Here is a 13,736-nt window from a genome sequence, read left to right as displayed (position 1 = left end):
CGACCCGGTCGTCATGGTGAACGCCTACCGCCAGCTGGCGGCGGCCTGCGACTACCCCCTCCACCTGGGCGTGACGGAGGCGGGCCCCGCCTTCCAGGGCACGATCAAGTCGGCGGTCGCCTTCGGCGCGCTGCTGAGCGAGGGCATCGGCGACACGATCCGCGTCTCGCTCTCCGCGCCGCCGGCGGAGGAGATCAAGGTCGGCATCCAGATCCTGGAGTCGCTGAACCTGCGCCAGCGCCGCCTGGAGATCGTCTCCTGCCCCTCGTGCGGGCGGGCCCAGGTGGACGTCTACAAGCTGGCCGAGGAGGTCACGGCGGGTCTTGAGGGCATGGAGGTCCCGCTGCGGGTCGCGGTCATGGGCTGTGTGGTGAACGGCCCCGGCGAGGCCCGCGAGGCCGACCTCGGTGTGGCGTCGGGCAACGGCAAGGGGCAGATCTTCGTGAAGGGCGAGGTCATCAAGACCGTCCCGGAGTCGAAGATCGTGGAGACGCTGATCGACGAGGCGATGAAGATCGCCGAGCAGATGGAGAAGGACGGCGTGGCCTCGGGCGAACCGACGATCTCCGTGGCGGGCTGATCCCCGCTCCATCCCGCAGTGCCCCGGCGCCGCTGAGCCGCCGGGGCACGCGTGCGTCCGCGCATGCGCGCGGCGCGACGGGGCACCCGGGGGCTGTGCCCCGCATGAACCATCTCCACCGGCCCGCCCGCTCGGCACGCGGCCCAGCACCGCCGCCCCGGCGCCGCGGCACACGCCGGGTGAACGGGCGGGGGACCACGCCGCGCAGCGGTGGAGGAACATCCGCCCCCACCCGGGGGAAGCCGCCGAGACCCCCCGCACGGACAAAAAGCACCCCCCGCACAAGGCTCCCCCGCCAGGTACAGTGCGGAGACAGCACAACCCTAGATGAGGCCCCCGCACGTGTTGACTCAGACCACCACCCGGGTCCTCGAACCGAGTGACCTCGACGCCGCGCTCGCCGTGCTCGACCGCGAGCCGGTCGCGAACGCCTTCGTGACCGCCCGCGTCCAGGTGGCGGGCCTCGACCCCTGGCGCCTCGGCGGCGAGATGTGGGGCTGGTACGAGGACGGCATGCTGGCGTCCCTCTGCTACGCGGGGGCGAACCTCGTGCCGATCTGCGCGACCCCGCGAGCCGTACGCGGCTTCGCCGACCGCGCCCGCAGGGCGGGCCGCCGCTGCTCCTCGATCGTGGGCCCCGCCACCTCCACGGCCCAGCTGTGGCGGCTCCTCGAACCGTCCTGGGGCCCCGCCCGCGAGATCCGTTCCCAGCAGCCGCTGATGGTCACCGACCGGCTGCCGGACGACATCGTCCCCGACCCGTACGTCCGTCGCGTCCGCAAGGACGAGATGGAGACGATCATGCCGGCGTGCGTGGCGATGTTCACCGAGGAGGTCGGCGTCTCGCCGCTGGCCGGCGACGGCGGCCTGCTGTACCAGGCACGGGTCGCCGAACTGGTCGGCGCGGGCCGGTCCTTCGCCCGCCTCGACGAGGACGGCAAGGTCGTCTTCAAGGCGGAGATCGGCGCCGCCACCTCCCAGGCCTGCCAGGTGCAGGGCGTCTGGGTGGCCCCCGAGTACCGGGGCCGGGGCCTCGCGGCCCCCGGCATGGCCGCCGTCCTGCGGTACGCGCTGGCCGACGTGGCCCCCGTCGTCAGCCTCTACGTGAACGACTTCAACACGGCGGCCAGGGCCGCGTACCGCCGCGTCGGCTTCAAGGAAGTCGGCGCCTTCATGAGCGTCCTGTTCTGAGCGCCGGACGCACGGGCGGCGTCCCCGGGCGGAGAGCCAGAAGCACCCCGAGCGCCCTGTTCAGAAGCGCGGCACCGCCCAGTAGGGTCGCTGCATGACTGACGACGTCGTGATCGGTCCCGTCGACCTCGCCGCGCGAGTGGACGAGGCCCTGCGCGTCCAGGCCCAGGCCTTCGGCCTGAGCGACGACGAGGTGGCCGTACGCCGGCAGATCGTGCTGCGCCACCTGACCTACACCGGCGCCCGCTCGTTCGCCGCGACCACCCCCGACGACCGCCTCGTCGGCTTCGTCTACGGCATGCCCAACAGCCGCCGCCACTGGTGGTCGACGGTCGTCGAGCCGTACCTGCGCGGCCAGGGCGCCGACGACTGGCTCGACGACTCGTTCGTCATCACCGAACTGCACGTCCACCCCGGCCACCAGAACCGCGGCATCGGCCGCGCGCTGATCACCACCATCACGGAAGGCGTCCCCGAGCCCCGCTCGATCCTCTCCGCGATCGACGTCGAGAGCCCCGCCCGCGGCCTCTACCGCTCCCTGGGGTACGTGGACCTCGCGCGCCGCGTGCTGTTCCCCAGCGCCCCCATGCCGTACGCCGTGATGGGCGCCCCGCTGCCCCTGCCGAGGCGTCCCTGAGCCGTCCGGCGGACGAGAATCGATTTCCGCCCGCGCCCACGCCCCGGCTAATCTCCTAGGCACCACCCTCCCCCGCGCTCGCGGCTCCGTTCGAGCCGGAGACCCCCTGTAGCAGGAGACAAGAATCATGGCCCAGGTCCAGCGCATGTCCCGGTTGATGGTCAAGACACTGCGCGACGACCCTGCGGACGCCGAGACGCTCAACCACAAGCTGCTCGTCCGGGCGGGCTACGTCCGCCGTACCGCCGCCGGCATCTGGACCTGGCTGCCGCTGGGCAAGAAGGTCTACGAGAACATCGCCCGCGTCGTGCGCGAGGAGATGGACGCCATCGGCGGCCAGGAGGTGCTGCTCCCGGCGCTCCTGCCCAAGGAGCCCTACGAGGAGTCCGGCCGCTACGAGGAGTACGGCGACCTGCTGTTCCGCCTCAAGGACCGCAAGGGCGCCGACTACCTCCTCGGCCCCACCCACGAGGAGATCTTCACCCAGGTCGTCAAGGACCAGTGCTCGTCCTACAAGGACCTGCCGGTGATCCTCTACCAGATCCAGACGAAGTACCGCGACGAGGCCCGCCCGCGCGCCGGTGTGCTGCGCGGCCGTGAGTTCCAGATGAAGGACTCGTACTCCTTCGACACCACGGACGAGGGCCTCGCCGAGGCGTACGCGCTGCACCGCGGGGCGTACCAGCGGATCTTCGAGCGCCTCGGCCTCGACTACCGCATCGTCTCCGCGATCTCCGGCGCCATGGGCGGCTCGGCGTCCGAGGAGTTCCTGGCCCCCGCCCCGGCCGGCGAGGACACCTTCGCGGACTGCCCCGCCTGCGACTACGCCGCCAACACCGAGGCCGTGACGTTCGCGCTCGCCCCGGTCGACGGCTCCGCGCACGGCCCGGTCGAGGAGCTGGACACCCCCGACACCCCGACCATCGAGACGCTCGCCGAGCACCTCGGCGTCCCGGCCTCCGCGACCCTGAAGAACCTGCTGGTCAAGGTCGACGGCGAGATCGTGGCCGTCGGCGTCCCCGGCGACCGCGAGGTCGACCTCGGCAAGCTCGGCGAGCACCTGGCGCCGGCCGAGGTCGAGCTGGTCACGGCCGAGGACTTCGAGGGCCGCGACGACCTCGTCCGCGGATACGTCGGCCCGCAGGGCCTGGAGAAGGTCCGCTACATCGCCGACCCGCGCGTCGCCCCCGGCACGGCCTGGATCACGGGCGCCAACAAGCAGGACAAGCACGCGAAGAACGTCGTCTGCGGCCGTGACTTCGAGGTCGACCAGTACCTCGACGTCGTCGTGGTCGAGGAGGGCGACCCGTGCCCCGCCTGCGGCACCGGCCTGCGCCTGGACCGCGCCATCGAGATCGGCCACATCTTCCAGCTCGGCCGGAAGTACGCCGACACCTTCCAGCTCGACGTCCTCGGCAAGGAGGGCAAGCCGGTCCGCGTGACCATGGGCTCGTACGGCATCGGCGTCTCCCGCGCGGTGGCGGCGCTCGCCGAGCAGACCGCCGACGACAAGGGCCTGTGCTGGCCCAAGGAGGTCGCCCCCGCCGACGTCCACCTGGTCGCCGCGGGCAAGGCGCTCCAGACGGAGCTGGCCCTCGACGTCGCCGAGAAGCTGGGCGCCGCCGGCGTCCGCGTCCTGGTGGACGACCGGGCCGGGGTCTCGCCGGGCGTGAAGTTCACCGACGCGGAGCTGATCGGCGTCCCGCAGATCCTGGTCGCCGGCCGCCGCTCCGCCGAAGGCGTCCTGGAGCTGAAGGACCGCCGCACGGGCGAGCGCGAGGAGCTCACCGTCGACGAGGCGATCGCCCGCCTGTCCGCCTGAGCACCCCGGCGCCCGCGAGGGCACGGGGAGCCGTGTGACCACCTCTGCGGTCCGCGCTCCCCGCGCCCGCCGGGCGCACCGGTGAGAGCCGCATGCCGGGTGCGGCGGTCAGAGCCACCCGGCGAACTCCAGGAGCAGCTCCGCGTCCTGCCCGCGGCCCACCCGCAGCGCACGGAGCCCGGACTCCACGGCCCGGAACAGCGTCCACCCGCGCAGCCGCTCCTGGTCCACCTCAAGGGACTCGGCCAGCTTCTTCACCCGCCGCCGCGTGATCGAGGCGCCGGACGGCGAGGCGATCAGGTCCTCCACCCGGTCGCGCACGAGCCGCGCCAGGTCGAAGGCGGGCTCACCGACCACCGGGTCGGGACCCACGGCCAGCCACGGCACCCGGTCACCGGCGAGGACCTTGCTCTGCCGGAAGGTGCCGTGCAGCAGCCGGGCCTCCGGCTCCGCGGCCAGCAGCTCCTCCCGCGCGGTGAGCGCGGCGTCGACCAGCGGCAGGACGTCCGCCTCCGCGTCGGCGGTGCCCCGCATGGCCTCGGCCTGCCGCCCCGTCCGCTCGGCGACCGTCTCGAAGCGGTGCCCCGCGGGCGGCGCCACCCACAGCCGCCGCAGCGTGCCCGCGGCTTCGAGGAGCGCCTTGGCCTCGGGCAGCGTCCGCACGGACACGTCACGGTGCAGCCGCTCGAGGAGCAGCGCCCCGTCCGCGCACTCGGGGTCGAGGAGCTTCGCGGCGCCGAGACCGCCCCAGCTCGCCAGGGCCGCCCGCTCGCTCTCGGGCCGCGATCTGGGCGGCACCAGCTTGAGCACGGCCGGGGTGCCGTCGGCCCGCCGCACCAGCAGGACGAGGCTGCTGCGCCCGCCCGGCACGTGGACGCGCTCGACGGTCAACTCGCGTGCGGCCGCGGCCCGGTCCGCCGCCCCCGGCAGCTTCTCCAGCCAGTCGTCGCCGTCCCGCGCCGTCTCGCCGAGTGCGGTGACCAGACGCTGCGGCGGTTCGAAAGCCATGCGCGAGTCGTTTCCTTCCACAGAGGGGGCTACGCCTTGGGCGTCGCCGGTGCCGATGAGCCGCCGTCCGAGGACCGCTCGGCGAGCCCAGGGAAGGCTACGCTCCCGCCCCGCCACCGCGCCGCCCGGACCGCCGCCTCCCGCAGCGCCTCGGCGGCGGTGCTCCGCAGGGCGCCGGACGAAGCGCGTACAAGATCGGAGTAGACCCCGGCGACCCGGTCCTCCAGCTCGACGGCGAGCTTCTCGGCCGCCGCGGAGTCCGGCACGGGGAACGGCAGCGCGTAGGCCGCGTCGGCCGGCCGCGGCTTGCCGCCGCGGTCGCGTACGGCACGCTGCAGGGCGTCCCGCCGCGCGCGATGCGCGTCGTATCCCGTACGCGCCTGGGACCTGCGCTTGTCGCCGATCCGGCCGCCGACGACCCCGTACCCGTACACCGCCGCGTGCTCCGCGCCCAGGGCGGCCTGCAGGGCCTTGAGCTCCTCGTCCTTCGCCGCTGACGCCGTGGGTCTCGCCCTGTCCTGAGTGCCGCTCACTTGTCGCCCTCCGTCAGCAGATACGCGTGGGCCGCTCCGGCGGCGGCGACCGAGGCGAGCAGCCTCGCCTGTTCGTCCGGGGCGTCGAGCAGGGCCTTGCCCCGCCGGTCGGCCAGCTCCCGCTCGGCCTCGGCGAGAGCGCGCACCGCGTCCCCAGGGTCCTTGGGCACGTCGGGGGCCGAGGGCGAGGGGCCGGCGACGCCGGGGGCGGTCGCGGTGGACGACGCGGAGGCCGGGGGAGCGGGGGTGCGGCCGTCGCGGAAGGCCTCGGCGTGCCGCCGCACCTCGGACCGCAGGGGGTCGAGGCGTTCGGCCAGCGAGGGGTGGGCGGCGAGGACGGCGTCGTAACGCCGCAGCAGCTCCGCGCTCTCCTCGGCGGCCCGCGCGCGCAGGCGGCGTACGGCGGACCGGCGCGCGGCGGCCTCGGGGTCCGCGCTGTTCGAACAGCCCGTGACCAGCGCCGCCGAGGCGACCCCTGCGGCCCCGGTGAGCAGGCTTCTTCGACGCGGGCCCGGTCGGGACCGTGGGGCGGTGGAATACGACGGCACGGCAGACATCCTCGGCAAGGAAGGCCATAAGGCGCGAGCGAGAAGGAAGGAAGTGGGCGCGGGCCCGGTGATCACCGTACCTTCGGCCGGTCTCCGCACACGCGAGCGGCTCGGGGGGAAGCGTCACGCGACCCCGGCTTGGCGGTGACACCGCCCGGGACCGGATACCCTTTGACCAGACACGCGACGATCCCCACAACAGCACACGCGGCCGAGGAGTCACCCGGATGAGCACCACCCAGAGCGAGAGGCTGCGGCAACTACTGGAACCGCTCGTCACCTCGCAGGAACTGGATCTCGAAGAGATCGAAGTGGCCTCCGTCGGACGCAAGCGGGTGCTGAGAGTCGTCATCGACTCCGACGACGGTGTGGACCTGGACCAGATCGCGGACGTGAGCCGCCTGCTCTCCGCGAAGCTCGACGAGACCGACGCCATGGGCGAGGGGGAGTACGACCTGGAGGTCGGTTCCCCCGGCGCCGAGCGTGCGCTGACCGAGCGCCGCCACTATCTGCGCGCGGTGGACCGACTGGTGAAGTTCCAGCTCACCGAGGGGGGCGAGCTGACCGCCCGCATCCTCACCGTGGACGACGACGGCATCGACTGCGAGGTGCCGGGCGTGAAGGGGCGCAAGCCCACCGCCCGCAGGATCGCCTTCGCCGAGATCGACAAGGCGCGTGTGCAGGTCGAGTTCAACCGCAAGGACAAGAAGGAAGAGGAGGCGTAGCCGTGGACATCGACATGAGTGCCCTGCGGGGTCTGGTCCGGGAGAAGGAGATCTCCTTCGACCTCCTCGTCGGAGCGATCGAGTCGGCCCTCCTCATCGCCTACCACCGCACCGAGGGAAGCTTCCGCCGCGCACGCGTGAAGCTGGACCGCGAGACCGGCCATGTGACGGTGTGGGCGACGGAGGACCCGGCGGACCTCGAAGAGGGCCAGGAGCCCAAGGAGTTCGACGACACCCCCTCCGACTTCGGCCGCATCGCCGCGACGACCGCCAAGCAGGTCATCCTCCAGCGTCTGCGCGACGCCGAGGACGACGCGACGCTCGGTGAGTACGCCGGGCGTGAGGGCGACATCGTCACCGGCGTGGTCCAGCAGGGCCGCGACCCGAAGAACGTCCTGGTCGACATCGGCAAGCTGGAGGCCATCCTGCCGGTGCAGGAGCAGGTCCCCGGCGAGGAGTACCCCCACGGGCTGCGCCTGCGCAGCTACGTCGTCCGGGTGGCCAAGGGCGTCCGCGGCCCGTCCGTGACGCTGTCGCGCACCCACCCGAACCTGGTGAAGAAGCTCTTCGCGCTGGAGGTGCCCGAGATCGCCGACGGTTCCGTCGAGATCTCGGCCATCGCCCGTGAGGCGGGCCACCGCACCAAGATCGCCGTGCGGTCGACCCGCTCGGGGCTGAACGCCAAGGGCGCCTGCATCGGCCCGATGGGCAGCCGTGTGCGCAACGTCATGGCCGAGCTCAACGGCGAGAAGATCGACATCGTCGACTGGTCGGACGATCCGGCGGACATGGTCGCGCACGCGCTCTCCCCGGCCCGCGTCAGCAAGGTCGAGATCGTCGACCTCGGCGCGCGCTCGGCCCGCGTCACGGTGCCGGACTACCAGCTCTCGCTGGCCATCGGCAAGGAGGGGCAGAACGCCCGTCTGGCCGCGCGGCTCACGGGCTGGCGCATCGACATCAGGCCGGACACCGAGCAGCCCGCCGACCAGTAGCGCAGCCTTCCCGCGGCCGCCTCCGGAGGTGTTCCGGGGGCGGCCGCGGGAATAATCCCGGGCGATCACCGCTTGGAACACGACAGTATGTGGCGAGTAGCCGTTCGATTCTTGCCCCAAAGGGGTGGGGTCGGTGCGGGGAGGTAGACTTAAGCGTGTCTGGCCGGACGCATACCCGCGCACGCCCTGAGCGCACCTGTGTGGGGTGCCGGGAGCGAGCGGCCCAGAGTGAGCTTCTGCGCATCGCGGAGAGAGAGGGCGCCTGCGTCCCCGATCCGAGCGGTACGCTGCCCGGCCGGGGTGCCTATGTGCACCCCGCCCTGGTCTGTCTGGACCTGGCGGTCCGCCGCCGGGCGTTTCCCCGGGCCTTTCGTGTCCGGGGGCCGCTCGACACCGAGGCGTTGCGCCGAGCGGTCGAGGCAGTTGCCCAGCAGGCAACACCGTAAGGAAGGTCGCACGGAACCCCGTGCGGCCCTGGTACCCCGCGAGTTGGAAGTAGGTCGAGATTGCGATGAGCACTCGATGAGCACGCGATGAGTACGCCCATGAAGTAGCGACGGTCCGGCGTAACCCGGACCTAAAAGGAGCGAAGTGGCTAAGGTCCGGGTATACGAACTCGCCAAGGAGTTCGGAGTAGAGAGCAAGGTCGTCATGGCCAAGCTCCAAGATCTCGGTGAATTCGTACGTTCGGCGTCCTCGACGATCGAGGCGCCCGTGGTACGCAAACTGACTGACGCATTCCAGGGCGGCGGCAACGGCAAGTCCGCCGCCAAGCCCGGCGCGCCGCGCAAGCAGGCCGCCCCCAAGCCGGCGTCGCCGTCGGCGCCCTCTCCCGCGCAGGCCGCCCGTCCGGGTCCGGCCGCGCCGAAGCCGCCGGCGCCCAAGCCCGCCGCGGCCGAGAAGCCCGCGGCCTCTCCGGCGACCCCGGGCCCGCGCCCGACGCCGGGTCCGAAGCCGCCGGCCCCCAAGCCCGCGCCGGCCTCGCCGGCTCCGGCCGCCCCGGAGTTCACCGCTCCGCCGGCCGCGCCCGCCGCCCCCGCGGCGCCGCAGGCCCCCCGTCCGGGCGCTCGCCCGGGTGCCCCGAAGCCCGGTGGCCGTCCGGCCCCCGGTCAGCAGGGTGGTCAGGGTCAGGGCGGTCGCGACCGCAACGACCGCGGCGACCGTCAGGGCGCCCCGCGCCCCGGCGGCCAGGGCGCCCCGCGTTCCGGCGGCGCCCGTCCCTCGGGCCCGCGTCCGGGCAACAACCCCTTCACCTCCGGTGGCTCCACCGGTATGGCGCGCCCGCAGGCGCCCCGTCCCGGCGGCGCCCCGCGCCCCGGCGGCCAGGGCGGCCCCGGCGGCGCCCCGCGTCCGCAGGGCCAGGGCGGCCCCGGTGGCGCTCCCCGTCCGCAGGGTCCGGGCGGCGCCCGTCCGACCCCGGGCGGCATGCCTCGCCCGCAGGGCGGCGCTCCGCGTCCCGGCGGCGGTCCCGCCGGCAACCGTCCGAACCCCGGCATGATGCCGCAGCGTCCCGCCGCGGGCCCGCGTCCCGGCGGTGGCCCCGGCGGCGGCGGTCGCGGTCCGGCCGGTGGCCGTCCCGGCGGCGGCGGTGGCCGTCCCGGTGGTGGCGGTGGCTTCGCGGGCCGTCCCGGCGGCGGTGGCGGCGGCTTCGCCGGCCGTCCCGGTGGTCCGGGTGGCGGCGGCGCAGGTCGTCCCGGCGGCGGTGGCGGCTTCGGCGGCCGTCCCGGCTTCGGTGGCCGTCCCGGTGGTCCCGGTGCCCGTGGTGGCACGCAGGGCGCGTTCGGCCGTCCCGGCGGGCCCGCCCGTCGTGGCCGCAAGTCGAAGCGGCAGAGGCGCCAGGAGTACGAGGCCATGCAGGCCCCGTCGGTGGGCGGCGTCATGCTGCCTCGCGGCAACGGACAGACCGTCCGCCTGTCGCGCGGCGCCTCGCTGACCGACTTCGCGGAGAAGATCAACGCGAACCCGGCGTCGCTCGTCGGCGTCATGATGAACCTCGGCGAGATGGTCACCGCCACGCAGTCCGTCTCCGACGAGACGCTGAAGCTCCTCGCGGACGAGATGAACTTCGTCCTGGAGATCGTCAGCCCGGAGGAGGAGGACCGCGAGCTCCTGGAGTCGTTCTCCATCGAGTTCGGCGAGGACGAGGGCGGCGAGGAGATGCTCGTCTCCCGTCCGCCGGTAGTGACCGTCATGGGTCACGTCGACCACGGTAAGACCCGGCTCCTCGACGCCATTCGCAAGACGAACGTCGTCGCGGGCGAGGCCGGTGGCATCACCCAGCACATCGGCGCCTACCAGGTCGCGACCGAGGTCAACGGCGAAGAGCGCGCCATCACCTTCATCGACACCCCCGGTCACGAGGCGTTCACCGCCATGCGTGCCCGTGGTGCGAAGTCCACCGACATCGCGATCCTCGTGGTCGCGGCCAACGACGGTGTGATGCCGCAGACGATCGAGGCGCTGAACCACGCCAAGGCGGCCGACGTGCCGATCGTGGTCGCGGTCAACAAGATCGACGTCGAGGGCGCCGACCCGACCAAGGTGCGCGGTCAGCTCACCGAGTTCGGTCTGGTGGCCGAGGAGTACGGCGGCGACACGATGTTCGTCGACATCTCCGCGCGCCAGGGCCAGAACATCGAGCAGCTGCTCGAGGCCGTGGTCCTGACCGCGGACGCCTCGCTCGACCTGCGGGCCAACCCGGAGCAGGACGCGCAGGGCATCGCGATCGAGGCCCACCTCGACAAGGGCCGCGGCGCCGTCGCGACCGTCCTCGTCCAGCGCGGTACCCTCCGCGTCGGCGACACGATGGTCGCCGGTGACGCCTACGGCCGAGTCCGCGCGATGCTCGACGACAAGGGCGAGAACGTGGAGGAGGCGACCCCGTCGACTCCGGTCCTCGTGCTCGGTCTCACCAACGTCCCGGGCGCCGGCGACAACTTCCTGGTCGTCGACGAGGACCGCACGGCCCGGCAGATTGCCGAGAAGCGTGCCGCCCGTGAGCGCAACGCGGCGTTCGCCAAGCGCACCCGCCGGGTGTCCCTGGAGGACCTCGACCAGGTGCTCAAGGCGGGTCTGGTCCAGGACCTCAACATCATCATCAAGGGTGACGCGTCCGGTTCGGTGGAGGCTCTCGAGTCCTCGCTGCTCCAGCTCGACGTCGGCGAAGAGGTCGACATCCGCGTCCTGCACCGCGGTGTGGGTGCGGTCACGGAGTCGGACATCGACCTGGCGATGGGCTCCGACGCCATCGTCATCGGCTTCAACGTCCGTGCGGCCGGCCGTGCCGCGCAGATGGCGGAGCGCGAGGGCGTCGACGTGCGCTACTACTCGGTGATCTACCAGGCCATCGAGGAGATCGAGGCGGCCCTCAAGGGCATGCTCAAGCCGGAGTACGAGGAGGTCGAGCTCGGCACCGCGGAGATCCGCGAGGTCTTCCGCTCGTCCAAGCTCGGCAACATCGCGGGTGTGCTCATCCGCTCCGGCGAGGTCAAGCGCAACACCAAGGCCCGACTGCTCCGCGACGGCAAGGTCATCGCGGAGAACCTCAACATCGAGGGTCTGCGCCGCTTCAAGGACGACGTCACCGAGATCCGCGAAGGGTTCGAGGGCGGTATCAACCTCGGCAACTTCAACGACATCAAGATCGACGACGTCATCGCGACGTACGAGATGCGCGAGAAGCCGCGCGGCTGATCGGCTGCCTCACAGCAGTCCGATCTGCGCGGTCAGCGTCGGGGCCGGTCGGCGGGGATAAATCCCGTCGATCGGCTCCGGCCGTTCCGTGTACGGTTCTTGTGTCCCTGCCAAGTGCCGGCGGGGCCCCGAACCCGTACCGGCGGGACATCCGGACACACATGTATGTGGGGACTCTGTCCTTCGATCTGCTCCTCGGCGACGTACATTCGCTCAAGGAGAAACGCTCCGTCGTCCGCCCGATCGTCGCCGAGCTCCAGCGCAAGTACCAGGTGAGCGCGGCGGAGGTGGGCGGCCAGAACCTGCATCGCAGGGCCGAGATCGGCCTGGCGGCGGTGTCCGGCGACTGGGGCCATCTCACGGACGTGCTGGACCGGTGCGAGCGCCTCGTCGCCGCCCGGCCCGAAGTGGAGCTGCTGTCGGTCCGGCGGCGGCTGCACGGGGATGATGACTGAACAAGGCAAGACAAGCCCCAGGAGACGAACCCCGGGGAAAAGGGAGACGGAGCAGTGGCCGACAACGCGCGGGCGAAAAGGCTGGCGGACCTCATCCGAGAGGTGGTTGCCCAGAAGCTGCAGCGCGGGATCAAGGACCCGCGGCTCGGATCACACGTGACGATCACGGACACCCGCGTGACGGGTGACCTGCGAGAGGCGACCGTCTTCTACACGGTCTACGGCGACGACGAGGACCGTGCCGCCGCTGCGGCGGGCCTGGAGAGCGCCAAGGGCGTGCTCAGGTCGGCGGTCGGCCAGGCGGCGGGCGTGAAGTTCACGCCGACCCTGGCCTTCGTGGCGGACGCCCTGCCGGACAACGCGCGGGCCATCGAGGACCTGCTCGACAAGGCACGGCTCTCGGACGCCAAGGTGCGCGAGGTCTCGGCGGGCGCCGAGTTCGCGGGCGGCGCCGACCCGTACCGCAAGCCCGAGGACGAGTCCGACGAAGAAACGGACGGCGACGCCCCCGCATGAGCGACAGCAGCACCACGCCGGACGGCCTTGTCATCGTCGACAAGCCGTCCGGCTTCACTTCGCACGACGTGGTGGCCAAGATGCGCGGGATCGCGAGGACCCGCCGCGTCGGCCACGCGGGCACCCTCGACCCCATGGCCACCGGCGTCCTCGTGCTCGGCGTGGAGCGCGCCACCAAGCTCCTCGGCCATCTGGCGCTGACCGAGAAGGAGTATCTGGGGACCATCCGCCTCGGGCAGGACACGGTCACCGACGACGCCGAGGGCGAGATCACCTCGTCGGCGGACGCCTCGAAGATCACCCGAGCGATGATCGACGCGGGCATCGCCAAGCTCTCCGGCGACATCATGCAGGTGCCGTCGAAGGTCAGCGCCATCAAGATCGACGGCAAGCGGTCCTACGCGCGCGCCCGCAAGGGCGAGGACTTCGAGATCCCGGCCCGTCCGGTGACGGTCTCCGCCTTCACGGTGTACGACGTCCGCGACGCCGTCGCCGAGGACGGCACCCCCGTACTCGACCTGGTCGTCTCGGTGGTCTGCTCCTCGGGCACGTACATCCGGGCCCTCGCCCGTGACCTCGGCGCGGGGCTCGGCGTCGGCGGCCATCTGACCGCCCTGCGGCGCACCCGCGTCGGCCCCTACAAGCTCGACGCGGCCAAGACCCTCGACAAGCTCCAGGAGGAGCTGACGGTGATGCCGGTGGCCGAGGCCGCGGGCCGCGCCTTCCCGCGCTGGGACGTGGACGACAAGCGCGGCAGGCTGCTGCTCAACGGCGTGCGGATCGACATGCCCGAGGAGTACGCGGGCGTCGGCGCCGTCGCCGTCTTCGGACCCGACGGCCGCTTCCTCGTCCTCGCGGAGGAGTCGCGCGGCAAGGCCAAGAGCCTCGCCGTCTTCGCCTGACACCCGCCTCGGACGGCCCTTCTCGTCGTGGAGCGGCGGACCTCGGTCCGCCGCTCCACCGCCCCCCTCTGGAATGTGTCCGGAACGGCGCCTCGATTCACCCCTTCGGGCGGGCGCTCGGAGTGAACCAGGGG

At 72.5% G+C, this 13,736-nt stretch carries 14 protein-coding genes; 11 read left to right on the top strand and 3 right to left on the bottom strand.

Going from position 1 to position 13,736, the window contains the following annotated elements:
• From DCW30_RS00715 to DCW30_RS00700, 4 genes are all read left to right on the top strand, one after another.
• Positions 1-580: flavodoxin-dependent (E)-4-hydroxy-3-methylbut-2-enyl-diphosphate synthase (locus tag DCW30_RS00715; protein ID WP_164992592.1), on the top strand; the 580-nt coding region annotated here is incomplete at its 5' end.
• A 342-nt stretch (positions 581-922) separates the two neighbouring features.
• Positions 923-1,771, top strand: a complete 849-nt coding sequence (locus DCW30_RS00710) for a GNAT family N-acetyltransferase (protein WP_062782788.1) — start codon at positions 923-925, stop codon at positions 1,769-1,771.
• A 94-nt stretch (positions 1,772-1,865) separates the two neighbouring features.
• The gene (locus DCW30_RS00705; protein ID WP_062782791.1) at positions 1,866-2,408 is read left to right on the top strand and encodes a GNAT family N-acetyltransferase; all 543 of its coding nucleotides are present in this window, start codon (positions 1,866-1,868) and stop codon (positions 2,406-2,408) included.
• A 127-nt stretch (positions 2,409-2,535) separates the two neighbouring features.
• On the top strand, positions 2,536-4,230 hold the full coding sequence (locus DCW30_RS00700) for a proline--tRNA ligase (RefSeq protein WP_062782794.1): 1,695 nt from the start codon (positions 2,536-2,538) through the stop codon (positions 4,228-4,230).
• 108 nt (positions 4,231-4,338) lie between these two features.
• On the opposite strand, the gene DCW30_RS00695 is transcribed toward DCW30_RS00700, so the two are convergent.
• From DCW30_RS00695 to DCW30_RS00685, 3 genes are read right to left on the bottom strand one after another with little or no spacing between them, the layout of a single operon-like run.
• The gene (locus DCW30_RS00695) at positions 4,339-5,238 is read right to left on the bottom strand and encodes an aminoglycoside phosphotransferase family protein (RefSeq protein ID WP_076684254.1); all 900 of its coding nucleotides are present in this window, start codon (positions 5,236-5,238) and stop codon (positions 4,339-4,341) included.
• Between the two features lie 29 nt (positions 5,239-5,267).
• Positions 5,268-5,771: a ferritin-like domain-containing protein gene (locus DCW30_RS00690; protein WP_062782801.1), complete on the bottom strand. Its 504-nt coding sequence runs from the start codon at positions 5,769-5,771 to the stop codon at positions 5,268-5,270.
• A complete protein-coding gene (locus DCW30_RS00685) occupies positions 5,768-6,328 on the bottom strand; it encodes a hypothetical protein (RefSeq protein WP_076684253.1) in 561 nt (186 codons plus the stop codon). The genes DCW30_RS00690 and DCW30_RS00685 overlap by 4 nt, the downstream gene beginning before the upstream one ends.
• A 218-nt stretch (positions 6,329-6,546) precedes the next feature.
• Between DCW30_RS00685 and rimP the strand changes: the two genes are divergently transcribed.
• From rimP to truB, 7 genes are all read left to right on the top strand, one after another.
• A complete protein-coding gene (rimP, locus tag DCW30_RS00680) occupies positions 6,547-7,044 on the top strand; it encodes a ribosome maturation factor RimP (RefSeq protein WP_076684252.1) in 498 nt (165 codons plus the stop codon).
• 2 nt (positions 7,045-7,046) lie between these two features.
• The gene (gene nusA, locus DCW30_RS00675) at positions 7,047-8,036 is read left to right on the top strand and encodes a transcription termination factor NusA (RefSeq protein WP_062782815.1); all 990 of its coding nucleotides are present in this window, start codon (positions 7,047-7,049) and stop codon (positions 8,034-8,036) included.
• 155 nt (positions 8,037-8,191) lie between these two features.
• Entirely contained in the window at positions 8,192-8,482 is a 291-nt protein-coding gene (locus DCW30_RS00670; RefSeq protein WP_076684251.1) for a YlxR family protein, read from the top strand.
• A gap of 145 nt (positions 8,483-8,627) precedes the next feature.
• Positions 8,628-11,729, top strand: coding sequence for a translation initiation factor IF-2 (gene infB / locus DCW30_RS00665; protein WP_076684250.1), 3,102 nt, complete (start codon positions 8,628-8,630; stop codon positions 11,727-11,729).
• Positions 11,730-11,890: 161 nt separating this feature from the next.
• The gene (locus DCW30_RS00660) at positions 11,891-12,184 is read left to right on the top strand and encodes a DUF503 domain-containing protein (RefSeq protein WP_076684249.1); all 294 of its coding nucleotides are present in this window, start codon (positions 11,891-11,893) and stop codon (positions 12,182-12,184) included.
• A 54-nt stretch (positions 12,185-12,238) separates the two neighbouring features.
• Positions 12,239-12,700: a 30S ribosome-binding factor RbfA gene (gene rbfA / locus DCW30_RS00655; protein ID WP_062782827.1), complete on the top strand. Its 462-nt coding sequence runs from the start codon at positions 12,239-12,241 to the stop codon at positions 12,698-12,700.
• Positions 12,697-13,602, top strand: a complete 906-nt coding sequence (gene truB / locus DCW30_RS00650; RefSeq protein WP_076684248.1) for a tRNA pseudouridine(55) synthase TruB — start codon at positions 12,697-12,699, stop codon at positions 13,600-13,602. The genes rbfA and truB overlap by 4 nt, the downstream gene beginning before the upstream one ends.
• Positions 13,603-13,736 lie beyond the last annotated feature (134 nt).

Origin of the sequence: Streptomyces alfalfae, from assembly GCF_004127445.1 — a bacterium.
In the GTDB taxonomy this organism is placed as follows: domain Bacteria; phylum Actinomycetota; class Actinomycetes; order Streptomycetales; family Streptomycetaceae; genus Streptomyces; species Streptomyces alfalfae.
This window is presented reverse-complemented; position numbering and strand designations above follow the sequence as displayed.